This window comes from Coprococcus sp. HPP0074 (assembly GCF_964238105.1).
GTDB lineage: Bacteria > Bacillota > Clostridia > Lachnospirales > Lachnospiraceae > Faecalimonas > Faecalimonas umbilicata.
Window position 1 is genome coordinate 1 of sequence record NZ_CAXSKS010000008.1, and the last position, 25710, is coordinate 25710.

Genomic DNA, 25710 nt, shown 5'->3' on the forward strand with positions numbered 1-25710 from the left:
AAGTGCAGTAATGTATGGAGCTGACTGTTACTAATCGGTCGAGGGCATAACCAAGTGGTGATAGGAGAATGGATGGAAGAGAGAAACTTAGAAAAGTAGTTGACTGTATGTGATTTTGAAGGTATATGAAAAAGAGAAGAGATAGAAAAGAGAGAAGATATTTGCAGGAGCAGATGTCTTTTTTTGTATTTAAAAACAGGAAGGGATATCTGGGGGAGAAAAAGTCAAAAAAGACCGGGATCGACAGAAACATATCAGAACAATCCCGGCTTAGGTATATTATTTTTTTACGAGGGCATACATCAGGATCGGAAAATCCGGAAAAGATTCCGTGAGACCTTTTTCTATAATCGTAAAATGATTTTCCTTTAGTTCTTTTTCGAAGGTGGAGAAAGACACCATTTTACATGATGTGGAAGCGACAGGGATACTGCCGGAGCTATGCTCTCGTTCTTCTACACGAAAAGCGTTGCGGATATCTGTCTCCCGCTCAATTTTTCCATCACCCATAGTGCAGATCAGAGAGAGACCATTCTCGGTTAAGTGCTGATAAATAAACTGATAAAAATCAGTCCGATCCTTACTCGGTACGAGCATATGAATGACTGCAACCGAATAGATAAAAGTATATGAGAAAGGATGGTGATCCTTCAAGCAGTCTAAAGTTTGAAAATTTGAAATATGTTCAGGGAAGGCAGCTTTACAGTAGGAAATTGCTTCCGGAGAAACATCGGTGGCTTTCAAACAATATCCTTTTTCCAGCAAAGCTTTCGCATCTCTCCCTTCACCACAGCCAATTTCAAGAATTGGGGAGGAGAGAGAAATTCCATATTTTTCAAGTAGCTCCATCACGATTGGAGTGGGAGTATTGCTGAACCAACTGGCTCCTTTTTGGTGAATAGTCTTATACCTATCCTCGTATGCTTTATAATATTCTCTGGGAGGAAAATCCCGGAGAACTTTTTGACAAAGCTTGAAGTAAATTTTATCGACGAACCATTTTTCCGTAGATTTTTCTGCAATCTCAGATATGTTGATCCATCCGATCTGGCTGTTTTCATCAGGTTTGATCCGGAGTGGCAAATGTTCATCGGCTTCCAGAAGAAAAGTGAGATTTAGATGAAGATGGGAGGAAATGTACGTTCCACGTTTCTCATGTCCATCTACAGTCAGACTTTCCAGAGAAAAAATGTCATCTGTGAGGAAGCGGATGTCTGTCAGGCCGCTTTCTTCCTCAATTTCTTTTCGGATTACTTGTCTGACATCCGGGTTCCCATCTGCATGCCCGCCAAGCCAAGCCCATGATTGGTAAATGTTATGATATGCCATTAGCACTTTTGTGCGGTCTAGATTTACGATCCATGCAGAAACTGTGATGTGGGCAACATCGTTTTCTCTGGTGAGAAGATCTGGCATGTGTTCTAGAAGTCTTAAAAATTGTCTTTGATCTTGTTCTTCCTGTTCATTGAATGGAAGGTATGTTTCTATTTTTTTTCTCAGCTTCTCCATATAGTTATTTCCTTTTTCATAATTATTTTCATTTACTCGTTTGAGTTTAAAAACGAGTTCCATTCTCAAACCGCTGTCTGGCATAAAGTGCAGCACCAAGCATTCCGGCACTATCACCAAGCTGGGCAGTTACGATTGTACAATGTTCGCGGGAAAGTCGCAGCGCATGTTCTGCTACAATTTTGCGAGCAGGTTGTAAAAGTCGTTCTCCTGCAGCCGACATTCCGCCGCCTATGATAAGAATCTCAGGGTTGAACAGATTGATCACATTTACAAGTCCGTAGCCTAATATGACTCCCGTTTCATTCATTGTGTCGATAGCCATATGGTCACCGAGGTCATAGGCGTTGGAAATCATTTTTGCAGTAATTTTATCTGGATTTCCATTTACCCATTCTGACATGATTGTGGAATTTCCAGCGGCGATTTTTTCTTTTATTGTATCGAGAATACCAGAGGCAGAGACATAGCGTCCCAGACAGCCATCACTTCCACAGCGGCATGGACGTCCAGGACGGAACATATTCATATGTCCGATTTCACCAGCGCTTGCGGTAGCACCATAGAGAACGTGACCATCTATAACGATTCCGGCGCCAATTCCAGTTCCAAGTGTGAGCAGTACGATATTTTTTTTGTGTTTTCCGGCACCGCATAGCCATTCTCCATAAAGGTTTACACGGACATCGTTGTCTATATAGACCGGAAGACCTGTTTTCTCGTTCAGCCATCTGGCAACGGGCATATTTTCCCACTTTGGAAATTTCGAAGAAAAGATAGAAACGCCGGTTTCAATATCAAGTAGTCCGGGAATTCCGACGCCGATACAGACAGCATTTTGTTTAGGAAGTACGGTATATAGTTCCAAAATCGCGGTATGAATTTGGTTCATGACATATTCCCAGCCTTTTTTTGGGCGGGTAGCGATTCGTCGTTTATACAGTTTATGAAATTGAGAAAAAGTATAGGCAGAAATTTTGAGGTTAGTTCCCCCAAGATCAATGCCGATAATATATTGAGAGGTATTCATTGTCCGACCTTTCTGAATCTGCGATTCCTAATTTATTTTTTACGGGATTCATTATAGCACTGCGCTCTGCCATTTTAAAAGGGAAATTACATTTTTCTATAAGTCCGATGACTTATGAAAAACATAAATGAAATAAAAAAGAGATTATTGTCGGAATATAATCCGTTCCATGAGAAAAGAAAGTGGAAGATATTGGCAAAAAAAGGCATTTTTGCTATAATTTATTATGATAACGAACATCTTGATCGGAGGAATTGTGGAAAAGAAAGGGATGGGAAATCATTCAAACGGCAGCGGACAAGAGATCGTGTAGAAGAGGTGAGGAAAAAGTGGAAAAGAATCTGAATGAATGGAGATGCAGGGCAGAGGTGGAAATTCCACCGAGAAAACAGAGTGGCTTTCAGGAGGAGATCCTCATACGAGAGGAAATACTTCCATTGAATAAGAAAAATCATTGGACTGGTAAGGCATATGTGATACGAATGCGGACAGATGAAAAGATGGAAGTGAAGAAAAGCCCATTTATAATAGGAAAGTCTGCTGACGTAGATTATACCATACAGGGAAATCCGGCAATCAGCAGAAGGCATGCTTACATCGCTGAGGAGAATGGGATTTATTTTTTGAAAGATTTGAATTCTTTGAACCATACTTTTGTGGATGGAAAAAGCATTCAGAGTCAGGAAAAATTGGAGGATGGAAAGTTTTTTTATCTTGCAGATGAGAAGTTTCAATTTAGAATAGATTAGAAAATGCAAAAGAAAAAGCAGATGGGACAGAGGGAGAGCAGAGTGGAAAAGTTTTCAGATACATATGAGATTATTGGAAAATTAGGAGAAGGAAGCGGAGGGATTGTATATAAGGCAATCCATAAGCGGCTAAAAAAAGAAGTTGTTGTAAAGCAGATCAAAAATCAGGTAATGGCTTTGAAAGAGAAACGAAAAGAAGTAGATATCTTAAAAAATCTGAACCATTCTTACCTGCCGCAAGTGTTGGACTTCTTTGAGATTGGGAGTAATGCATATACGGTCATGAGTTTTATTCCCGGAAAATCTCTGAAAACATTGCTTCAGGAAGGGCGGTATTTTCAGAAAAAAGAAGTGATTCGCTGGGCCATGCAGCTATGCAGCGCGCTTCAGTACCTTCATGAACAGATTCCGCCGATCATTCATGGAGATATCAAACCTGCCAATATTATGTTGACTCCGAAAGGAGATATCTGTCTGATTGATTTCAATATTTCCTTTTTTATGAATTCGGGCACTGTGCTTGGATATACAGATGGATATACTTCTCCGGAGCAATATCAACGAGTGAGAAACATAAAGGAAGGGATTCGTGAAAATTTTGTAAAGATTGATGAACGGGCAGACTTATATAGTCTTGGGGCAACGTTGTATCATATTATTACAGGAGAAAAGCTTACAGAGAACGAGGGAAAGCCAGATCGGACACTTTTAAATGAAAAGGCAGGGGAGACCTTTGCATCCGTGATTGAGCGGGCGCTGGAGCAGGATCCAAGGAAACGGTTTCAAAGTGCGGCGGAGATGCTTCAAGCATTGCAGATGCTTCCGAAGAAGGATAGGCGCTATAAGATGCTTCTGGCACGTCAATGGGCAGAGCGTGTGATCGGGTGTGCCTGTCTGGCAGGCTGTATGGCATTGACTGGGTATGGTGTATATACGATAAGGCTTGAGAAGACAGATCGCTACAATGAACTGGTGGAAAAGCAGGAACAATTGATTGCGGAGCAGGAGTTTGACAAGGAAGAAGAGGTCTATCGGGAGGCAGTCAGACTAAGACCGTCTTCGTTGGAGAGTTATTATCAGAATGCCTGTGCACTGTATGAACAGAAAGCATATGAGGAGTGTATCGCATTTATTGATTATGATATTCTTCAGAATGAGAAGATAAAGCAAAATGCGAAGCGCATGGCGGACATCTACTATTTGAAGGCAGACAGTCAGTTTCAGATGGAAGAATATGAAGATGCGGTAGAGACGTATGAACTGCTTGAAAAGACCGGTGAGGGTGCAGAAATGTATTATAAGGATTATGCGATCACATTGGCATATGCCGGATACCCGGAATCGGCAGAGAAAATTCTGGAAGAAGCGATGGAGCAAGGAATCAACGAAGATGCACTGTACTATGCGAAGGGAGAGGTCGAAAAATTTTTGGAGGAACCAAAACAGGCGTTGACTTCCTTCCAGAAATGTATCGAGATCACTAAAAATACAGGCCTGAAGACAAGGGCATATCTGATGATGAGTGAATTGTATGAGAAAGAGGATAACCGGGAACAAGAGCAGAAGTTGCTGAAGGAGGCAGAAGCCTCCCTCCCGTTGGAAAATCAGATGATGATTCTGGAGCGGTTGGCGCAGGTGAACATCGATCTTGCAGAGAATACAGGTCTTGGAAAATACAGAGAAGAGGCAATTAGAAATTTCCAGAAGATTATTGAAAATGGATGGGAATCTTATGATACATACAATAATCTTGTGATTCTCTGTCAGAAACAAAAAAATCTTGATCAGGCAGAAAAATATTTAAAAACAATGGAAGAATCTTACGGAGAAGATTATAATGTCTATAAAAGATACGCATTTCTTGAAATTGACCGGCAGAAATTACTGAAAAACGATGCGAGAAATTACAAAAAGTTTAAGGAATTTTATGAGCAGGCGATGGAACTGTATGAGGATGAGGAAGAAAAGGATATGGAGATGGATTTGTTGGAACAGTTGTATGCGCAGGCTAAGAAGGGAGGATGGCTGTAAAATGGGAATGACACCCGGATGGATCATGGCAGCAGCAGGAAGCCTTGGGGGAATTGCCTGCGTACTATTTCTAGTCAGCACGATTGGAAGATTTAGAAGACAGAGAAAACATCTTCTGGAAGAAATCAGTATGGAGTAGAGAAAATCAAACAGTAGGAAACAGTGATAGAGAGAAGGGCAGGAGTAGATGAGCAATCAGAAATTTGAAGGGGCGGTTACCGGAAAAGAAGGAAGTTACAAGGATAGGACATTGTTGCTGGAAAATCGGTGTGAAGTATTTTTTCATATCGAGGGTGAACAAATTTATGTGGATCAGAGCCCGGAAGGTGCAGAAGCAGGAATTTGGTATATTGAACAGCGTGAAGAATATGCAGTGCAGCCGGCGAAGACAAGCACAGTATATTTAAAAAGTGGACAGCCACTTGGAAAGAACCGCATCTATTATCTGCCGCGTGGCATGGAGATATGGATTGCGTCACGAAAGAACAGCTTTTTGTTAGAATAAGGTAGAAATGAGAGAAGGGATGAAAGGATGAAGGATATAGAGAAGAAACTTGAAAATTTGTATACAAAGCTTGGAAAGGCATATTATGAAGGACGGTTTGAAGACCCTCTTCCGGAACTCTTACCATTATTTGATGCAATTACTGAACTGAAATGTAGTCAGGAACAGACCGACGAGAAAGCTTTTTGCCCGCAATGTGGGAATGAGCTAAAAGGACAGGCAATCTTTTGCGGCAAATGTGGATGCCGTATAGGATAGAGAAAAGTATAAGGAGGACATTATTATGGAATTTTTTGATGGAATGGCACAGAAAACAAAAAATATTTCAGAAATCATGAAGCTGACAGCAGCGGTTTCTTCAGAGAAGGAAAGACAGGAAAAGATTTACAGGGAGCTTGGAGAAACTTATTACAAAGTGTATGGGGACAGGGCAGAGAGCGAATTGATGGAGATGTGTACGCAGATTCGGGAGAGTAAGGAGACAGTAGAAAATTATGAAAAAGAGATTCTTGCACTCAAAGGGATTGTGGTATGCCCGGCATGCGGATATGAAGTCAGCATTCATTTTAATTTCTGCAATAATTGTGGACATAAGATGAAAGAAATTCAGGAAGAACAGCCATCCGTGGATGAACTGATCCAGGAAGAAGAGGAACTGAGAGAGGAAGAAAAGCTCCTTGCAGAAAAAGAAGAGGAAGCTGTAGAAGAAGATAGAATTGTCAAAGAAATTTTGGAAGAGGAAGCTTCAGCGGCAAAAGAATCGGTAGAAGAAATCCTTGCAGAAGAACAACAGTCGGAGGAAGAGGTTGAGCCGATCAGTACAGAGGAGCCACTGGAACTGGAAAACGAAGATCCATTTGTGCAGGAACTTCAGGAGGCGGTGAGCATATCCTCAGAGAAAGTATGCAAAGAATGTGGAGCGCCTATGGAAGAAGATCAGGAGTTTTGTATTATGTGCGGTACGAGATATGGAGAAGAGAAAGCGGAGAAGGAAGAAGAACTTCAAGAAAGAATTTGTCCGAACTGCGGAAGTATTGTAAAACCGGGCCATCTTTTCTGCATGGAATGTGGAACGAAGCAATAAGGGATGAGGAAGGAATCAGAGAAGATGAAGAAATGTCAGAAGTGCGGTGCGGAATATGAGGAGGATAAAAAGTTTTGTAAACGTTGTGGTTCTCCACTTTTAGAGGTAGATAAAAATTCAGAACAAAATGATCAAGATGGATTCCAAGATTGGAAAGAGGATAACGAAGAAGCAGGCGATGAGCAGCAATCTGGAAAAAAGAAGAAAAAGAATTTATGGATGGGGATTCTGATCGGTCTTGTGCTGGTGATGTTCTGCGGTGGAATTTTTGCAGTATATGTGATCCAGGAAAAACGGCTGGAGGCGGTGCAAGAAGAACATGAGAAAAGAGAAAAAGAGATAGAAGAAGAACGGAAAGCGGAAGAAAAAGCACGAGAAAAGGAAGAACAGAAAGAAGAAGAGAAGAAAAAGAAAGAAGCAGAAGAACAAGAGCAAAAAGAGAAGGAACTAAAAGAACAGCTTCAGCAAAAAGAGGAAGAATTAAAGAAGGTACAGGAGCAAGCAGAAAGCGAGTCCAATCTTTCTTCTAATAGCAGTTCTCAAATGTCGGCGCAAGAATGGTGGGATTCGAGACTGGCTTCGACAGAGGCAGCTGATAAACAATTAGCGGCAGAAGCTTCCTCAGGGGATTCTGTGGAGAGACAGATGAGTATTGCACAGGGCAGATATGAACTGTGGGATAATTTGCTAAATGAGCTGTGGGCTGAACTGGAGGCAGTGCTTCCAGGAGCAGAATTAGGAAATCTTACAGATGAGCAGGTTAGCTGGATCCAACAGAAAGAGGCGATGATTGCTAATTACTGGCAGGGAACGACAATTGATCACTCTAGTTTTCCAAATGGACCGGCAGCAGATATGACAAAAGAAAGAGTATATTATTTAAGAGGGAAGCTTCCTTATTAAAAAGTAAGGATAAGAAGAATGGAGGGATGAGAATGTATTGTAAATATTGTGGTCGCAAGATCCAGGAAGGAGAAATATGCAACTGTCGTAGCCAGAACGATTCTGTGAGAGAAAGTGGCAGTCAGAAAAATAAGCAAGAATCAGAGCAACCCAAAAAACAGAAAGAAAGGCCAAAGAAGGAAAAGCAATCGCAAAGCAAGAAAAATGGCAGCTGGAATAAAACGCCGTTAGTAATTGCAGCAGTCTTTTTAGCATTGGCAGCAGTCAGCTTCATCAGCCTTCGATTTCTATTGGCAGACACACTTTCCGGTGGAGCTCTGGAAGAGATTTATCCGTATCTGATCTACATTTTGCCATCGGCATTCGCAGTGATTGCAGCAGTAGCAGCGGTCTTTGGGATGTCCGGGAGAGGAAAATGGATTGCAACAGCAATGACTGTTGTAAGTGTGCTGGGAATTGCCGGGATCATGGGATCTATGATTTTAGCTCCATATGAGAGTAGCTCAGGAAGCGTTTCAGACTATGAGAAAGACGATGAGAACGATTCCGTCAGGGTAGAAAAAGGCGAGAAAAAAGATGAAGTCAGCGGACAGTTAGAAGAAATCAGAGAAGATTTTGAAGATGGAAAGTTAGACTATGTGGAAGCAAAAAAGGAATTAGAAGAGATTGATGTGGATGATCTGGAGCAAACACAGGAAAAGAAGTATGACAGTCTTGTGGAAGATCTCGGAAAAGGATTAGAGAAAGAGATCTCAGAATATACAAAGATTTCTAATTATAAATATGCGATAAAGCACTTGACTTCCATTAGTGAGGAGCTGGATGAGGAAGATGAGGTTGTCAATAAATTGCTCAAACAGTGTGATGTAGACTATATGAAATATCTGGAAGAGGAGAGCAGTCGTCTTATTGCGGAAGGGACACCTAAAGATGCAGTGCAGATTCTTGAGGATGCAAAAGAACTGGTAAGAGATCAGGAGAAGTTAGAGAAACTGATCGCAACAGCCGAAAAAGCGGAAGCTGATAAAAAGAATGCAGTTGCCAAAAAAGACAGTGAGTACATTATTCCGGATAGCAACAGCCGTTATCTGACAGAGAGTGATATCAGTGGACTGTCTCTGCAGCAGCTCAATTACGCGAAAAATGAAATTTATGCGAGAAGAGGACGAAAGTTTGACTCAGTAGAATTACAAGAATATTTTGGAAGTAAATCGTGGTATAGGGGAACGATTGAACCGTCGCAGTTTACTAATGATATGTTAAATGACTATGAGATAAAAAATGCAGATTTACTAAGTGCCAGAGAATTTGCAATTGACAGTGGAGGTTATAAGTTACGATGAGATGTACAAAATGTGGATGTGAATTACCGGAAAATTCAAAATTTTGTTTTGCATGTGGAGCAAAGTTAGAGGAAAATTGTGTGGAAGCACAAAAGAAAGAGCTGGCAGAAAATTTGGAACAGGAAGACTGTCAGGCAAATGAAGGAGATGAGGAGGAGACAGTTCTCCTTGGTGCAGAAATCAGAGGTTCTTATTCAGAGCCGGAAGAAGAGGAACACAAGTATTGTCCATATTGTGGATGTGAAAATGACGCGGATGCCGTTTTCTGTTGCGGATGTGGAAAGAATATGGAAATGGATGAATCCGGCGTTGGGGAAAATGCAGGAGGTTCTAAAACGCTTGGAGGCAATTCGAGCGGAAAGATTTCATCCGGAAAAATCATTGGTGTGGCAGCGGCAGCTGTCGTTGTCATCGGAGGGGCTGCTCTTCTTGTGAATGCATTCAGAGATGATGCACATACAAAGATTGCGTATTTAAAAGATGGAAAGGTAATGCAGACAGACTTGGAAAAATACAAAAAAGATCCGATGGAATACAGTGGATCTTATGGTGATGAAGATGAGATTTATGGTATGCGTGTTACCTATTCCAAAGATGGAAAATATATCTGTTATCCGACAGATGTAAAAGCGGAAGATGGAATGACAGAATTTGATCTGAACTTCCAGAAAGTCGGAAAAGAAGGCGGAGCAATAGAGATTGATGATTCCGTTACAAAATATAAACTGCTTGATAATAATAAGATTGTTTATCTAAAGGCAAGAAACGATACATTATATATTAGTGATCGGAAAGGAAAGAAAGAAAAAATTGCATCCGATGTCGCTAGATTTAAACTGGATAAAGAGCAAAAAAATATTGTGTGGATCGAACAGAACAACGGCAAGAGCGCATTGTATCAGCAGGATATCAATTTAAAGAAAGAGAAAAAGAAACTTTCTAAGAGCGCAGAAAATTGCATTATCGGGGATGATTTGAAACAGATTGTTGTACAGGAAGATGATAAACTTTATCTGATCGAAAATTTTGGAGAAAGAGAGAAAATCGCATCGGATGTAGGTTGGGTTGTTTCTAATAATGAAAAAGACAAAGCGTTGTATTATGTAAAGATGGATGAGCAAAAGATTAATGCGATGGATATTGTAGAAGATGACACCAACGGCGATGAGGATATGGAGTGGTTCTTGGAAGAATTGGAAGAGCATTCTATCGAGGTAGCTGAGAACTCCTTGTACTGCTATAAAGATGGAAAAGAAGTGGAGATCGCAAAGAAACTCAGCAGTGACATTTATGCACAGGATAATTCTGACACAGTGTTATTCACAAGATTTAAGATGGAAGAGCTGCCGAAAGTTAGAGCATCAAAATTAGATGAAATTTATGACGTAGACCAGAAGTACTATGAGGCACTTCAGGAGTCGGCAGAGACTTGCATTTACAATGGAAAAGAGATTGTGACTTTGGATACAGAATTGAAGGAGAGAATGGGAGAGCAGAGATTCCTTGTCGATGATGAAAAGAATATTGGGTATACAATGAAAGTAGAAAGAAATAAGGATGGCGAAATAAAAGAAAGCCAGCTTCTTTCCTTCAAGACAGGTAAGAAAGCAGATGGAAAATGCAGTGTCGTTGCAGAAGATGTAGATGTCATGATGGGTGCAAAAGATGGAGATATTTATTATCTGACGGATATGGATGAAGGAATGGGGGATCTGTATTGTAATGAAGAGCTGATTGACAGTGATGTTATGATAGGTACCTTAGAATTTACGAAAGAACAGAAATATCCAATCTATAAGACAGACTACAATACTTCCAAGAATCTGTTTACATTAAAGATGTTTGACGGAAAAAATGCAAAAGTGATCGCAGATGATGCTTTTGATTATAAAGTCGTAGATGAGAAAAAAATAGCGGTCCTTGTAGATTATGATGACGATGACTCTACGGGAACATTGAAGTTGTACAGAGGAAAGGATAAACTAATCGAGTTGGATGACGATGTCATCTGCCTGTTTGGAGGAATGTACAATTAGCAGCAGGAATAGAAGGAGAGAGAACAATGGCTTTTTTTGATGAATTAGGAAAGAAAATTTCAGTCACAGGTCAAAATGTCATGCAGAAAGCAAAAGGAATGGCTGATATCACAAGTTTGAAATCACAGATCAATGAAGAGCAGAAAAAAATTGATAAATATTGTCAGAACCTTGGTCATATGTATTATGAGTTAAAGCAGAATGATCCAGAGCCACAGCTGGCTGAGCTGGTACGGATGGTTCAGGCAAGTTATCAAAGAATTGAAGCAATCCGTTCGGAGATTGAGGCGATTGAGAGCATTAAGACTTGCCCAAGGTGTGGCGCAGTGCTGGAACCGGGAATGGCGTTTTGTGTAGGCTGCGGAGCAAAAGTAGAGGATATGAAGGAAGGAATGCAGGTTTCGCAGCAGCAAGTGAGGTTCTGCATAAAGTGTGGAAAACAGATTCCGCAAGGGGCAGTTTTCTGCACAAAGTGCGGAACAAAACAAGAATAAAGAAAATCTGTCCGCAGTCGTGAGTGAGAGACGGATAGGCGAAAAGGCAGAGGTGTGAGACATCTCTGTCTTTTATCACAGTGTGCCAGAGCTACTGGAAAGAAGGGGGAAAATTGTGAAAACAAGTCAGAAAATCATAGTAGTTTCCTGCACTTGTCTGCTGGTCATTGTATCAGTCGGATGCGCTGCAGCGGCGCGAAAATTGTATACAGCGAAAGCAGAGAGGCGGGCAGCAAAAGAAGCAGCGCAGAATATCGAGAAGGAAATTCAGGAACTGGAAAAAGAAGTGGAAGAACTAGAAAAAGAACAGGCACAAAGAGAGGCAGAGGGAAAAAAAGAAGTGATCACTGAGGAACAGCCACAGGCGAAGGGAAAGAAAATTGCAATCGATCCGGGGCATCAAGGTCCGAATGTAGATATGAGCGACTTGGAGCCGATGGGACCAGGATCGCAGGAAATGAAAGCGAAGGCATCTTCTGGTACGCAGGGGCGTTATACAAATGTTCCGGAGTATGAACTGACATTAAATATTTCCAAGCAGCTTCGTCTGGAACTGGAACAGAGAGGATATGAAGTAGTGCTCACAAGAGAAGATCATGATACGGCAATCAGCAACAGTGAGAGAGCGCTTATGGCAGCGGAGGAAGGATCCGATATTTATGTGAGGATCCATGCAAATGGAAGTGAGGATCCATTGGCAAAGGGAGCAATGACGATGGTACCTTCCGCAGAAAATCCCTATGTTGGAGCACTTCATCCGAAAAGCTATGCGCTCGGGGAATCTGTGATCAATGCTTACTGTCAGGAGTGTGGTATGGAAAATGACGGAGTGCAGCTCTATGATAACATGACTGGGATCAACTGGAGTCAGATTCCGGTTATCATTCTGGAGATGGGATACATGACCAATGAGCAGGATGATGTAAATATGCAGAATCCGGAGTATGAAAAGAAAATGGTCAAGGGCATTGCAAATGGAATTGACCAGTATTTTGCGGCTGGAAATTAGAGCTATGGCAAGAGGTGCAGTATGAAAAAGAGAGAAAGAGGAAAAGGGAAAAAAGCAGGATGGATTTACAGTGCAGTCTGTGTGGGAATGCTTCTGGCTGTTGGGACTGGATGGCTGTTTTTGGAAGGTCGGTGCAAGGAAATTGAGAAACAGACACAGGAAATCGATGCAGGGGCTGTATTACAAAAAGAAGAGAGAAAGGAAGTCTTAAAAAGAAGACAGACTCTGTTGGAGGAGAAAGAAGAAGCAAAGACCCGACAGGAGAAACAGCAGATAGAAGAGGAAGTCCGCGCACCTTTGGAAATGGCCGCTATGGAAGAGCTGATCCAGAACAGGATTGCAGAAAGGACAGCGCTTGGAGAAAAGTGGAATGTGTATGTGAAGCAATTGTCAAGCGGTTCCTTTGCAGTAGTTGGAGCAGAGAAGCAAAAGGCGGCAAGTCTGATCAAATTGTACATTATGGGAACTGTTTATGAACAGTATGACAATTTGGCAGCACAGTACGGAGCTGCAGAACTCGATCGGCTTCTTACGGCGATGATCACAGTCAGCGATAACGATGCAGCCAACGAATTGACAAGAATGCTCGGCGGTGGTGAGGAAACTGCGGGGATGGAACAGGTGAATGTTTATTGTCAGGAAAAAGGTTACAAAGATTCTTCTATGGGAAGAATGCTTCTGGCAGATAGTACGCTGGGAGAAAATTACACATCAGCAGAGGATTGTGGCAATTTTTTGTTTGATGTTTGCCAAGGGAGACATCCACATGCAGATCAGATGTTAAATTTATTAAAGCAGCAGCAGCGCACTGGAAAAATTCCAGCGGGTATTCCAGAAGGGGTAGAAACAGGAAATAAGACAGGAGAACTTGCCGATGTAGAAAACGATGCAGCAATCGTATGGGCTGGTGAGACCCCATATATTTTATGTGTGATGGCAGATCAGCTTACAGACACACAGGCAGCCCGAGAGAAAATTGTGGCATTATCATCTGAAATTTACAGTCAGATAACGGAAGGAGAATAGATATGTACTGTAGGAAATGTGGAGCAGAAAATGCAGATCATGCAAAATTTTGCGGAAAGTGCGGGGCAGAATTGGTTCAGATTCCGCAGGAATCGACGCAGGAAGAAAAATCTGCAGAGAAAAAGGTGGAAGAAAATCTGCAGAAAGACTTTGAGGCAGAGGAGACAGAGAATTTTCAGGAGATAGAACAAGAGAGAAAACAGGAGGCAGAACAGCAGGAGACGAAGAGGCGCAAAAATTTTCGGATTGCTGCGGCAGTGGGAATCAGTGCAGTTCTGATCGCTGGAGTGACGACAGGTGTCTATTTCGGGATGAAAGATAAGCAGGAAAAGACATTTCAGACGAAGATAGCGATGGCAGACAAATATCTGGAAGATATGGAGTATGAAAAAGCGGAGGAACTCTATCTGGAGTCAATCAAGATCGATCCGAAGGAACGAAAATCTTACGATAAATTAGCAGAAATCTATACCGCACAGGGAAAAGAAAAAAAGGCAGAGGCAATCTTGAAGAAGGCAAAAGAGAATGGTGCTGTGGCAAAAGGGCAGGAAGTACCGAAAAAAGAAGCACAGAGTAATGAGAAACCGGCAGCAGAACCGGTACCAGATGAGAAACCTTCCCCAAATTCAAGCAGTCAGGAAGAGAATAAAGGGGAGGAAGAAAATAAAGGAGAGCATACGCAAGATCAGGATAAAATAGACGACACAAAAGCAGTCAGTCTGGAAACGTATGTGGACAAGGTTCTCGTACCGAAATATGGAAAATGTACTGCGGGTACTTATGAATCAAAATATGTGAAGAAAGATAGCGAGAAAAAGATAGTACAGCCTGAGCGGCTGGAGAAGCAAAAGGGGGTACTCGCATCCAAACTGAAAGATTTTGATGGCGATGGAGAAAAAGAGCTGCTTGTTCTGATGCTGAAGACCGGTGAGGAAGATAAGGCAAAAAAGGATGAAAAACACAACCATGTTTATCTTCAGATGTATGAGAAGAAAGAGAAAAGTATCAAGCTTGCAGCAGAATATCTTGCACTTCGAAATGTGATGGGAAATGCAGAGACAGAGCGTCAAGGTATTTTCTTAAAGGAGTCAGGTGGAAAGATCTATATCTGTGGAAGTACAGCAAATCAGTATTCTCTGACAGCACGTTCGCATGAGTATGGAATGTTTGCAGTGAACTATGATGGGACTTTCCGGGAATATGCATCGACCAAAGGACTTCTGACCGGGGAGGAGCATGAGAAAGAGATTACAGATATTTCTGCAAAACTGGAAAAAATCGGATTGAATGCCACTGCAAAACGGATGAGAGGGTATTCGGAATTATGGTTTGAATTCGATGAGAGCGGGGTGGAAATCTTAGCAGAGCTTACGACGACAGAGCAGAATGGAACAGAAGAACTAAGCGAGTTTTATGAAACATATGATTCATCTGTATTAAAGCCGGTACAGCGTAAGGTAACATTAAAATTTGACAAAAAAGAAATTGAGGCGGCAGCAAAAAGAACAGAAGAACGTCTTAAGAAAGAACAAAAAAAAGATGAAGCTTATCAGAAAATTTTAGATGAATATCAAGAAGCACTTCTCATGGGAGCATCAGAGGTGCAGAAAGATCCAGAGGGATATCCAAATATCAACCCATTATTAGTATTTTTAACTGAGACAGATAAGGGGAAAACAGAAATTATTTATACGATGTATGATATCGATGAGAGTGGAGAAAAGGAATTGCTGGTCGGAATCAGGAGCAATGGTGGTGATGAGCGGGTAGTAGGAGTGTACTGCTTTGATGGAGTAGATGCCAAAAATATGTTTGAAGATCAGACATTGGCGGAGCGGTCTCTGCTTCAGATTTATGAGAATGGGACAATGTATATCTATGGTTCTGGCGGAGCCTCTTATGGAAATGCGAGTTTTTATCGGATGGATGGAGAACATACAGTGATTCAGACAGAACAATATACCTTTGATATGGAGGGACATCCAGAACAGCCATATTATAACGACAAGGAAGCTTTGTCAAAGGAAGCATTCCAGAAAAAACTGGACAGTATGGGAAAGACGGTGTCAGGGCTGAAGTGGAAGACGCTTTCAGAGCGGATTACCGGTGAAGCAGATCCAGAAGCAGCAAAGAAGGCAGAGGAAGCAAAGAAAAAAGAAGAAGCGAAGAAAGCAGAGGAAAAGAAAGCACAGGAAGAAAAGGCGAAGAAAGACGAAGCGGCAAAAAAGAAAGCAGAAGAAGCAAAGAAGAAAGAAGCAGAAACGGAGAATGCCGGACAGAGTCAGGAAGGGATAAAGACATCGGAAAATCCGATACAACAGGAAGAAGAACAGACACCAGTGTATTCTGATTTAGAAATTCAGAAAAAGTTAGAAGAATATTATGCGAAGGGAACAGAAGATGCGAAAGGAGAAGAGATGACGGTGCTTGAACAGAAAAGTACGAAGAGTGAGTACCTTGTGAAAGTTACAACAAAAGTACCGGGAAATGAGACCGCTGAACAAGTGCTATATGAAGTAACTGTCAATAAAATAACCGGAGAGACCGTACAGAAACGAGTATTGACAGACGGAAAGACAGTGACATTTCTTCTCTGGGAAAATTAAGTGTGAGATTGTTTCTGATTCGTTTGCGGAAAGAAACAATGAATGATAAAGAAAGAAGGAAATAGGATGACATACGAGGAAATAGTAACAAATGCAAAACAAGATATTGGGAAATATTGTAAAGCGTGCATGGTGTGCAATGGAAGGGCATGCCGGAATCAAATGCCGGGACCGGGAGCGAAAGGGATGGGGGATACAGCCATCCGCAATTTTGATAAATGGCAGGAAATCCGTGTGCAGATGGATACCATTTCTGAGCATGAAGAAGTGGATACAAGCTTTGTACTGTGGGGACAGAGATTCCGTTATCCGTTTTTTGCAGGTCCGGTTGGGGCAGTGAATCTTCATTATGGAGAAAAATACAATGATCAGTCCTACAATGATGTGATGGTGGCTGCATGTGCAGAGGCGGGGATTGCCGCAATGACCGGAGACGGGGTAAATCCGGATGTAATGAAGTATGCGACCGATGCAATCAGACGAGTGGAAGGAAAAGGGATTCCGACGATCAAGCCGTGGAATATAGAGATCATTCGTGAAAAGATGAAGCAGGCAGAAGGTTCTGGTGCATTTGCGGTTGCTATGGATATTGATGCGGCAGGACTTCCATTCTTAAAAAATATGACACCGCCGGCAGGCAGAAAATCTGTGGAAGAATTACGCCAGGTGGCAGACATGGCAAAAGTTCCATTTATCGCAAAAGGAATTATGACCGCAAGGGGCGCCATCAAAGCGGTGGAGGCAGGTGTCGATGCGATTGTTGTATCCAATCATGGAGGGCGTGTGCTCGACCAGTGCCCGGCCACTGCGGAGGTACTTCCTGCTATCGTGGAGGCAGTGCAGGGAAAAGTGAAAATATTTGTAGATGGTGGGATCCGTTCTGGTGTAGATGTCTTTAAGGCACTGGCACTCGGTGCAGATGGAGTGCTGATCTGCCGCCCATTTGTAACAGCAGTCTATGGCGGCGGAATGGAAGGTGTGAAGACTTACATTGAAAAAATCGGGGCGGAACTTGCAGATACGATGGCAATGTGTGGGGCCAATTCTTTAAAAGAAATTACAAAAGAAATGATCTATCTGCCAAGATAAAAGTTGTGAAAAATACACAAAAAAATCGAAGAAAATTAGTTAAAAACATAACTTGACGACAACTAGTAAGATGATATACAATCTATACAGATTCATGTATTAGGAAGCAAAAGTTGCAAAATAAGAACTTTGATAGCGTGTTACTGGTGATGCAGGCATAAACTATCCGGTTTTATTCAATATTAGTGAGTAGAACAGGTAGTTTATGCCTTTTTATGTATCTCGATGAAGGAGATGGACTCATATCCTGACGAAAGAAAAGGAGAGCGGATGGTGTACTGCATTTTAAGGATTTTAAATAATAATGCACTTCTTGCAGAAGAAAAGGGCGATGGCAGTGAAAGAATTTTATTAGGAAAAGGGATTGGATTTGGCAAGAGAGCGGGAGATGAGGTGACGATCGATGAGGGAGTTCAAGTGTACACACCGGTCGTGAGAGAAGAACAGCACTCAGCAATCCATGCAGTCAATGCGATTGATCCGGTTTACATTGAGACAGCGGGCAAGATCATTGAGGCGGCAGAGAAAGTATTTGACTCGATCAATGGAGATATTTTACTTCCGTTGGCAGATCACCTTGCATTTGCTGCGAGGAGGGAGAGAGAGAATATCTTTCTTTCGAATCCGTTTATACCGGATATTAAGATTTTATTTGGAAAAGAGTATGCGGTAGCCTTAGAGAGCAGATCTATCATCGAGGAGATGACAGGATATCGGATTTCAGATGATGAGGCGGGATTTATCGCACTTCATATTCATTCCGGACTTTCTGATGAAGCGGTGTCAGAGACATTAAAGGCAACACAGCTTATTGATGAGAGTATGCAGATCATAGAAGAACATTTGGAAAAAGAAATGCAGAAAGAAGCTTTGAATTACATCCGGCTGATGAGTCATCTGTATTATATGGTTGTCCGGACAAAGACCGGTGAAGCGGTCAACATTGATCTCAATGAGTTTGTGCAGGAAAAATATCCGGAGGCAATGAAAATTGCCGCTTTAATCTGTGATAACATGGCAGAAAAACTGGAAAGGCAGATCATGCAGGAAGAGGTTGGATTTCTTGCCATTCATATCCAGAGGATGATCGCAGCCTGAGGAATCGCTTGTTTGTGAAAAAAGAAGATGATAGAATATTTATGAATTACTCTATTTTTATAGAAAGAAATTTGTCAAGACGAAGGGAGATAGTAAAATGAAAAAGTTTGAGTACACAATCAAAGATGAGATGGGAATCCATGCAAGACCAGCGGGAATGCTTGCAAAAGAAGGAAAGAAGTATGAGAGTAAGATTACAATTACAAAAGAAGGAAGAACGGTGGAAGCGTCTAAGCTGATGGCGTTGATGTCTCTTGCAGTAAAATGTGGACAGACTGTAGAAGTACAGATTGAAGGAAGCGATGAAGAAGCTGCATATGAAGGCATGAAGTCATTTTTTGAAGCGAATTTGTAGGAAGTGTAAGGAGAAGTAGTATGGAATGTTTGAAAGGAAAATCAGTCTATAAAGGAGTTGCATTTGGAAAAATATCTGTGCTGAAAAAAGATGACTATGTGGTAAAGCGTGTAAAGATTGAAGATACACAGGCAGAGCTTCAGAGAGTGGAAGAAGCAGTAGAGGCTTCTAAACAACAGCTTCAAAAATTATATGAAAAGGCATTAAAGGAAGTTGGAGAAGCCAGCGCTGCGATTTTTGAAGTCCATCAGATGATGCTGGAGGATGAAGATTACAAAGAATCCATTGAAAATATTATCAGTACACAGCAGGTCAATGCAGAATACGCGGTAGCTTCTACAGGAGATAATTTTTCCCAGATGTTTGCAAGCATGGATGATGATTATATGAGAGCAAGAGCTGCAGATATTAAGGACATTTCGAATCGTTTGGTAAAAAATCTGTCTGGACAGTCGGCAGATGTAATGGATCTGGATGAGCCGGTCATTGTTGTGGCAGATGATCTTTCTCCGAGTGAGACGGTTCAGATGGATAAGGAGAAAATACTGGCATTCGTGACTGTACATGGTTCCGCGAATTCCCATACGGCAATTTTAGCCCGTATGATGAATATTCCGGCTTTGATCGGAGTAGATATGGATTTAGAAGCGCTGCATACCGGAACAGAGGCGGCGGTGGATGGATTTCATGGAGAGTTCTTTGTGGATCCGTCAGAGGAAGTTAAAGAGAGGATTCAGAGAAAAATTGAGGAGGAGAAGGAAAAACAGGAGCTTCTTCAGCAGTTAAGAGGAAAAGAAAATGTCACAAAAGGCGGAAGACATATCAATCTGTATGCAAACATTGGCAGTGTAGCAGATATGGGATATGTATTGGAAAACGATGCAGGAGGTATCGGGCTGTTTCGAAGTGAATTCTTGTATATCGGAAGGAATGAGCTTCCAGATGAAGAAGAACAATTTCAGGCATATAAACAAGCCGTGCAAAATATGGCAGGCAAAAAGGTGATCATCCGAACGCTGGATATCGGTGCCGATAAGCAGGCGGATTATCTGAACATTGAAAAAGAAGAAAATCCGGCGCTTGGATACCGGGCAATTCGGATCTGCCTTGCACAGCCGGAAATCTTTAAGACACAGTTGCGGGCACTGTTCCGTGCGTCTGCTTATGGGAATCTGTCGATCATGTATCCGATGATCACCTCCACAGAGGAAGTAGCACAGATACAGGAAATTGTGCAGGAAGTCAAAGAAGAGTTGAAAACAGATGGAATCCCATATAACGATGTTGAGGAAGGAATCATGATTGAGACTCCGGCAGCAGTTATGATCAGTGATGAGCTGGCGAAGATGGTAGATTTCTTCAGCATTGGGACAAATGACCTGACACAATACACATTGGCAATTGACAGGCAGAATGAGAAACTTGACCGTTTCTACAATCCACACCATAAAGCAATTTTGAAAATGATTCAAATGGTTGTGGACAGCGCACATCAGGAAGGAAAATGGGCTGGTATCTGTGGAGAGTTAGGAGCAGATCCGGAATTGACAGAGACTTTTGTACGCATGGGTGTAGATGAGCTTTCTGTAGCTCCGTCTATGATCTTGAAATTAAGAAAGATCATTCGTGAGATGGAATAGGAGAAAGGCACAGATGGAGTATGTTCGCAGGCATAAAAAGATTGTTCTGATCGGTCTTATCCTACTGGCAGTATTTACAGTTATTTTTGGTTTCCAGAGAAAAAGCGTGATGGAACAATCTGTAGAAGATGAACTGAAAGATGAGCCGAGAGAAGAAACTGTAAAAAGTGCAGAATTTTATTTGGATCAGTTGACAAAAAAGGAGATGGAAGTATATCTGTTCCTGAAAGATCAGATTGAGCAATTTCAGGGAGGGATACTGACTCTTCCGAAAGCTGTGAACGGAAAAGAATATGAGCGGATCACGGTGGCATTGGAATATGAAGGATATAATTATTTCTATGGATTCGTAGATATTCCGATGAATGAAGATAATGTGTATCTTCTCAATGATGAGAAAGATTTTTCCAAGATCACAGAGGATGAGATCACAAAGGTCGTGCTGTTTTTATCCTGTGCCAGTGGGATTGAGACACCAGGGGAGATTGCAGATGACGGAACACTGAAAAATGCAGAGGAGATCCAGAAAGGCCTGTCGGTCAACGACGAAGAAAAGATAGTAAAGATTAAAGAAAAACAGGAAGAGACAGAGCGTGTACTGTCTGAGATCATAGATGGAATCCCTGAAAACAGCGGTCAGAAGAGTACCGTTGACTATTTCCTGAAATGGCTTGATCAAGAAATGAAAGTTCCGGATGACACTGTCACGACGGCAAGTGAACTTTCACATATGGGAGAGATGCTGGAGCAAGTGTATCTGCAAAATCATCTTGTGGCAGTTACCGAGAAAAAAGCAAGTGTACTTGGGTATGCAAAGATTTTTTCGGAACTTTGCAGAAGAGCCGGCATGGATTCGCATGTTGTCATGGGACACTGGAATGGGAAATGGAGTCAGGATGAACAGTATGTTCTGTGCGCAGTGAAAATTGGAGATCAGACGGTTTACGTAGATGCCAGTGGAGCAAAAAGCAGTTCGCTGGCAGGACATCGATATTTATCAGAGAAGGAAGCAAAGAACCGTCTTGCCTTTGCAGACTGTTTTCAATATGACTAGGAGGAACAAGATGTTTAATTTTTTTAAGAAGAAACAAAACAATACATATATGCTCGGTGCGGTGGCAAAAGGAAAAGCCGTAGAGTTAAAAGAAGTAAACGACCCGACATTCAATTCAGGAATGCTAGGCCAGGGAGTTGCAATCGTGCCGTCTGAGGGCAAAATCTATGCACCGGCAGATGGAGAAATCGCGATGGTATTTGAGACACTTCATGCAGTCAGCATGACAGCAGATAATGGGGTGGAGATTTTAGTGCATGTCGGTCTGGATACGGTGGAGTTGAAGGGAGAAGGATTTGAGGCTCATGTTCAGGCAGGGGACAAAGTAAAAAAAGGTGATCTGATGTTAAGTGTCGATCTGGATGCGGTTCAGGCAGCCGGATATGATATTGTGACACCGATCCTCGTATGTAATACAGATGAGTACGCAGCAGTGGAAGGTCTTGCAGGGAAAGACGTTGTTCCAGGCGAAGATGTTGTGAAGATTCAGCTGAAAAATTAGCAAATTACTAAGGATTTTATTGCCGGGACTCCGGTGTAAAATAAATAATGAAAGAAAAAGAGGACTTTCATTGTGAATCAAAAGGGATTAAGAGTAAGGAGGAAAAAATTATGATGAGATATCTTCAAAGATTAGGTAAATCTCTGATGCTTCCGGTTGCATGTCTTCCAGTTGCGGCTATCCTGCAGGGAATCGGTTACTGGATCGACCCGACTGGATGGGGGGCAAACAATGTAATTGCAGCATTTTTATTAAAGGGCGGCGGATGTCTGATCGACCAGATGCCAATCTTGTTTGCAATCGGTGTAGCTGTTGGTATGTCTGACGATAACGATGGTACCGCAGGTCTTGCCGGACTCGTTTCATGGATCATGACAACGACATTACTTTCCACAGATGTTGTGGCAATGCTCACAAACACAGCAGTGGAAAAAGTAGACCCGGCATTTGGAAAAGTTCAGACACAGTTCATCGGTATTCTCTGTGGTCTGATCGCAGCTGCCTGCTACAACAAATTTAAAAATACAAAATTGCCAGATGCATTTTCATTCTTCAGTGGAAAGAGATGTGTTGCGATCGTTACCGCAGGGGCATCTTTAGTTTCCAGCTTAGTACTGTTCTTTGTATGGCCAATCATTTACAATGTACTGGTAGCTGTTGGTAAATTTATCATGGATTTAGGTCCGATCGGAGCAGGTCTTTACGGTTTCTTCAACCGACTGCTGATTCCATTCGGTCTGCACCACGCACTGAATTCTGTATTCTGGTTTGACGTTGCGGGAATTAACGATATCGCAAAATTCTGGGGAAATGCAGAAGGCGGTGTAATGGGAACAACTGGTATGTACATGGCAGGATTCTTCCCTGTAATGATGTTCGGTCTTCCGGCAGCAGCTTTAGCAATGTATCACACAGCAAAAGATACAAAGAAGAAAGCGGCAGCAGGTCTCCTGATGTCAGTAGCAGTTGCTTCCTTCTTCAATGGTGTTACAGAACCTCTGGAATTCTCCTTCATGTTCCTTGCACCGGCGCTCTATGGTGTACACGCAGTATTGACAGGTATCTCTATGGCAGTTGTTGCAGCACTTCCTGTAAGAGCTGGTTTCAACTTCAGTGCAGGCTTGGTTGACTGGATCCTGAGCTTTAAAGCTCCATTTGCACAGAATCCACTGCTTCTGATCCCAATCGGGCTTGTAGTTGGTGCGGTTTACTATGTAGTATTCCGTTTCGTGATTGTGAAATTTAACATGAAGACACCGGGACGTGAAGATGACAATATTGATGAGACAAAAGTAGAACTGGCAAACAATGACTTCACAGGAATTGCAAAAATTGTTCTCGAAGGTGTCGGCGGACCGGCAAACGTAACTTCTATTGACAACTGTATTACAAGACTTCGTCTGGAGATCAAAGATTATACATTAATCGATGAGCATAAGATCAAATCTGCCGGTGTAGCAGGAGTGATCCGTCCAAGCAAAACAGCTGTACAGGTTATTATTGGAACAAAAGTTCAGTTTGTAGCTGATGAATTTAAAAAGCTTTGTAAATAAGCATGAGATAGTTTAATCCCTTTTAAAACAGAACCGCTGTCGGGTAGCTGGAAGCAGTTACAAGGCGGCGGTTTTATGATATAGTGGAAACAGTATCATACAGATGAAATCAGGTTCAGGAGAGGAGAAAAAAATGGCAGGTATTTTAGAAGTGTGTGCAGACAGCATGGAGTCTGCTCTGGCAGCAGAAAGAGGAGGGGCAGATTGGATTGAATTGTGCGGAAATCTTGTGATTGGAGGAACAACACCGTCTCAGGCATTGTTTGAGAAGATCCGCAAAGAGACAAGCCTTAAAATCAGAGTGCTTTTAAGACCGAGATTCGGAGACTTCTGTTACAGTCAGAATGAGTATGAGATTTTGAAAGAAGAGGTAAAGTTGTTTCGGCGGCTGGGGGCAGACGGGATTGTGATCGGCTGCCTGAATCCGGATGGTTCCCTGAACATGGAGCAGATGCAGGGGTTGATCGCGGAGGCAGGAGATATGGATGTGGCTCTGCATCGCGCTTTTGACGTAAGCAGGGATGCCCTGGAAGCGCTGGAGCAGGCAATCTCATTAGGATGCCGGACAATTCTCACAAGCGGACAGAAAAACTCTGCGTGGGAAGGAAGAGAATTTCTTGCAAAGCTGCAGCAAGAGAGCAGAGGAAGGATAGAGATTTTGGCAGGAAGCGGGATCAAGCCGGAAATCATCGATCAGCTGCATGAGGAGACTGGAATTGCATCCTATCATATGTCGGGGAAAGTTGTTGTGGAAAGTAAAATGACTTTCCGGAGAGAAGGTGTCAATATGGGACTTCCAGGATTCAGCGAATATGAAATCTGGCAGAGCAGTGTCGAGAAAATCAAAGAGGCAAGAAAGATTGTAGATCAGTTTTAAAAGGATGTGAGGTGTACCCTTCCGTGTAGATAGAAAAAGAACATCTGTCTGCATGGAAGGGCTTTTGAGTTTTTGGTTAAGGGGGGAAAATACTTTTGCCTTTAAATTGACAAAAAGAAGTAGAAAGGGTATACTAAAAGCAGATTTGAAACGGGTTTCATAATGAAAATTTTGTCACATTTTTAGGAGAAAATGGAGCAGTGAACAGAAAGGAGGGAAAGTGGATGGCAAGTATCAGAGAAGTAGCAAAGCGCGCGGGGGTGTCTCCCGCCACGGTTTCCCGCGTGATCAACGGAACTGCGAGAGTAGATGAGGAGAAGCGGGAACGGGTGGAAAAAGCGATTGAAGAAACCGGTTTCAGACCAAACGAACTTGCAAGGGCGCTATACCGGAAATCATCAAAGATAATCGGAGTCATCGTGCCGGATATTGAGAATCCATTTTTCAGTGAACTTGCAAAGGCGATTGAGAAGGAAGCGTATGAACAGGAATATCGTATCCTTCTCTGTAACTCGGATGATCAGAAAGAGAAGGAACTTGCAAACCTGCAAATGCTTGCACAGCTTCAGGCGGATGGTGTGATCTTAATGACAAATACCGGAGAAAAAAGCCAGAGTTATGAGGCAGTTTCCATGCCAATCGTTTTTGTGGACAGACGTTTGGATGAGATGGGACAGACCAGTGTTATCGAGGCAGATCATTATGCAGGGGGAAAACTGGCGGCGGAGTATCTGATTGCATGTGGATGCAGGCAGATCACATGTATTCGAGGCCCCCAAGAATTGTCCAGCGGCAAGAAGCGATACGAGGGATACCGGGAAGTATGTCGTCAGCATAGCATGAAGGAGCGTTTTGTGGACAGTACATACAAGTATGAGGATGGAGCCAAAGCCGCAGAAGAAGTACTCAGACGCTATCCGGACACAGACGGAATCATTGCCTGCAATGATATGACTGCGGTTTCGGTATATAAAGTACTGCAAAAAAGGGGATACCGGGTACCGGAAGACATCCAGATTATTGGATTTGATGGTGTAAAATTTGGACGTTTTTTGACACCGGAGCTGACGACAGTTGCACAGCCGATCAAAGAGATGGGCAAATGTGCGGTGCAGATGATTTTAGGTACTGTGAAGGAACTTCCAAGGGATAGAGAGATGAAGTTTCCAGTGATGCTGATCAAAGGAGAGACAACAAAGAATAAAATGTAGAACATG

General features: G+C 42.3%; 24 protein-coding genes. 22 read left to right on the forward strand and 2 right to left on the reverse strand.

Annotated elements, in window-relative coordinates; translation table 11 throughout:
* Window positions 1-279: 279 nt before the first annotated feature.
* Together ACESPO_RS10465 and ACESPO_RS10470 are read right to left on the reverse strand one after the other, a co-directional pair.
* Window positions 280-1509 carry a methyltransferase domain-containing protein gene (locus ACESPO_RS10465; RefSeq protein ID WP_499788786.1) on the reverse strand — a complete coding sequence of 410 codons (1230 nt, stop codon included), beginning with the start codon at window positions 1507-1509 and terminating at the stop codon, window positions 280-282.
* A gap of 46 nt (window positions 1510-1555) precedes the next feature.
* Window positions 1556-2539 carry an ROK family protein gene (locus ACESPO_RS10470; protein WP_499788787.1) on the reverse strand — a complete coding sequence of 328 codons (984 nt, stop codon included), beginning with the start codon at window positions 2537-2539 and terminating at the stop codon, window positions 1556-1558.
* 329 nt (window positions 2540-2868) lie between these two features.
* Between ACESPO_RS10470 and ACESPO_RS10475 the strand changes: the two genes are divergently transcribed.
* From ACESPO_RS10475 to ACESPO_RS10580, 22 genes are all read left to right on the forward strand, one after another.
* Window positions 2869-3288 (forward strand): FHA domain-containing protein, encoded by a 420-nt coding sequence (locus ACESPO_RS10475; protein WP_009263710.1) that lies wholly within the window; start codon window positions 2869-2871, stop codon window positions 3286-3288.
* A 42-nt stretch (window positions 3289-3330) separates the two neighbouring features.
* A complete protein-coding gene (locus ACESPO_RS10480; RefSeq protein WP_009263709.1) occupies window positions 3331-5319 on the forward strand; it encodes a serine/threonine-protein kinase in 1989 nt (662 codons plus the stop codon).
* Between the two features lies 1 nt (window position 5320).
* Window positions 5321-5458, forward strand: coding sequence for a hypothetical protein (locus ACESPO_RS10485; protein ID WP_009263708.1), 138 nt, complete (start codon window positions 5321-5323; stop codon window positions 5456-5458).
* A 48-nt stretch (window positions 5459-5506) separates the two neighbouring features.
* Window positions 5507-5824, forward strand: coding sequence for a hypothetical protein (locus ACESPO_RS10490; protein WP_009263707.1), 318 nt, complete (start codon window positions 5507-5509; stop codon window positions 5822-5824).
* Between the two features lie 27 nt (window positions 5825-5851).
* Window positions 5852-6082 carry a zinc ribbon domain-containing protein gene (locus tag ACESPO_RS10495; protein ID WP_016441550.1) on the forward strand — a complete coding sequence of 77 codons (231 nt, stop codon included), beginning with the start codon at window positions 5852-5854 and terminating at the stop codon, window positions 6080-6082.
* Between the two features lie 25 nt (window positions 6083-6107).
* Window positions 6108-6908 (forward strand): zinc ribbon domain-containing protein, encoded by an 801-nt coding sequence (locus tag ACESPO_RS10500; protein WP_016439876.1) that lies wholly within the window; start codon window positions 6108-6110, stop codon window positions 6906-6908.
* A gap of 24 nt (window positions 6909-6932) precedes the next feature.
* Complete coding sequence (locus ACESPO_RS10505; protein ID WP_009263704.1) at window positions 6933-7811, forward strand: zinc-ribbon domain-containing protein; 879 nt, start codon at window positions 6933-6935, stop codon at window positions 7809-7811.
* Between the two features lie 32 nt (window positions 7812-7843).
* Window positions 7844-9154 (forward strand): YARHG domain-containing protein, encoded by a 1311-nt coding sequence (locus ACESPO_RS10510; protein ID WP_499788788.1) that lies wholly within the window; start codon window positions 7844-7846, stop codon window positions 9152-9154.
* Window positions 9151-11190, forward strand: coding sequence for a zinc ribbon domain-containing protein (locus ACESPO_RS10515; protein ID WP_270666389.1), 2040 nt, complete (start codon window positions 9151-9153; stop codon window positions 11188-11190). Before ACESPO_RS10510 ends, ACESPO_RS10515 begins: the two co-directional genes overlap by 4 nt.
* A 26-nt stretch (window positions 11191-11216) precedes the next feature.
* Entirely contained in the window at window positions 11217-11684 is a 468-nt protein-coding gene (locus ACESPO_RS10520) for a zinc ribbon domain-containing protein (protein WP_117578656.1), read from the forward strand.
* 115 nt (window positions 11685-11799) lie between these two features.
* Complete coding sequence (locus tag ACESPO_RS10525; protein WP_349160636.1) at window positions 11800-12693, forward strand: N-acetylmuramoyl-L-alanine amidase family protein; 894 nt, start codon at window positions 11800-11802, stop codon at window positions 12691-12693.
* A gap of 21 nt (window positions 12694-12714) precedes the next feature.
* Window positions 12715-13719, forward strand: a complete 1005-nt coding sequence (locus tag ACESPO_RS10530) for a serine hydrolase (protein WP_499788789.1) — start codon at window positions 12715-12717, stop codon at window positions 13717-13719.
* A 2-nt stretch (window positions 13720-13721) separates the two neighbouring features.
* A complete protein-coding gene (locus ACESPO_RS10535; RefSeq protein ID WP_499788790.1) occupies window positions 13722-16325 on the forward strand; it encodes a zinc-ribbon domain-containing protein in 2604 nt (867 codons plus the stop codon).
* A 66-nt stretch (window positions 16326-16391) separates the two neighbouring features.
* The gene (locus ACESPO_RS10540) at window positions 16392-17414 is read left to right on the forward strand and encodes an alpha-hydroxy-acid oxidizing protein (protein ID WP_336305086.1); all 1023 of its coding nucleotides are present in this window, start codon (window positions 16392-16394) and stop codon (window positions 17412-17414) included.
* A 270-nt stretch (window positions 17415-17684) separates the two neighbouring features.
* Window positions 17685-18512, forward strand: a complete 828-nt coding sequence (locus tag ACESPO_RS10545) for a PRD domain-containing protein (RefSeq protein ID WP_009263696.1) — start codon at window positions 17685-17687, stop codon at window positions 18510-18512.
* Between the two features lie 97 nt (window positions 18513-18609).
* Window positions 18610-18867: an HPr family phosphocarrier protein gene (locus ACESPO_RS10550; protein WP_008977517.1), complete on the forward strand. Its 258-nt coding sequence runs from the start codon at window positions 18610-18612 to the stop codon at window positions 18865-18867.
* Window positions 18868-18887: 20 nt separating this feature from the next.
* A complete protein-coding gene (ptsP, locus tag ACESPO_RS10555) occupies window positions 18888-20507 on the forward strand; it encodes a phosphoenolpyruvate--protein phosphotransferase (protein ID WP_499788791.1) in 1620 nt (539 codons plus the stop codon).
* Between the two features lie 13 nt (window positions 20508-20520).
* The gene (locus ACESPO_RS10560) at window positions 20521-21561 is read left to right on the forward strand and encodes a hypothetical protein (RefSeq protein WP_117578663.1); all 1041 of its coding nucleotides are present in this window, start codon (window positions 20521-20523) and stop codon (window positions 21559-21561) included.
* A 10-nt stretch (window positions 21562-21571) separates the two neighbouring features.
* Entirely contained in the window at window positions 21572-22063 is a 492-nt protein-coding gene (locus tag ACESPO_RS10565) for a PTS sugar transporter subunit IIA (protein ID WP_499788792.1), read from the forward strand.
* 110 nt (window positions 22064-22173) lie between these two features.
* Entirely contained in the window at window positions 22174-23616 is a 1443-nt protein-coding gene (nagE, locus tag ACESPO_RS10570) for an N-acetylglucosamine-specific PTS transporter subunit IIBC (RefSeq protein ID WP_009263692.1), read from the forward strand.
* 133 nt (window positions 23617-23749) lie between these two features.
* Window positions 23750-24493 carry a copper homeostasis protein CutC gene (locus tag ACESPO_RS10575; protein WP_499788793.1) on the forward strand — a complete coding sequence of 248 codons (744 nt, stop codon included), beginning with the start codon at window positions 23750-23752 and terminating at the stop codon, window positions 24491-24493.
* Between the two features lie 224 nt (window positions 24494-24717).
* Window positions 24718-25704 (forward strand): LacI family DNA-binding transcriptional regulator, encoded by a 987-nt coding sequence (locus tag ACESPO_RS10580; RefSeq protein ID WP_009263690.1) that lies wholly within the window; start codon window positions 24718-24720, stop codon window positions 25702-25704.
* Window positions 25705-25710: the final 6 nt, after the last annotated feature.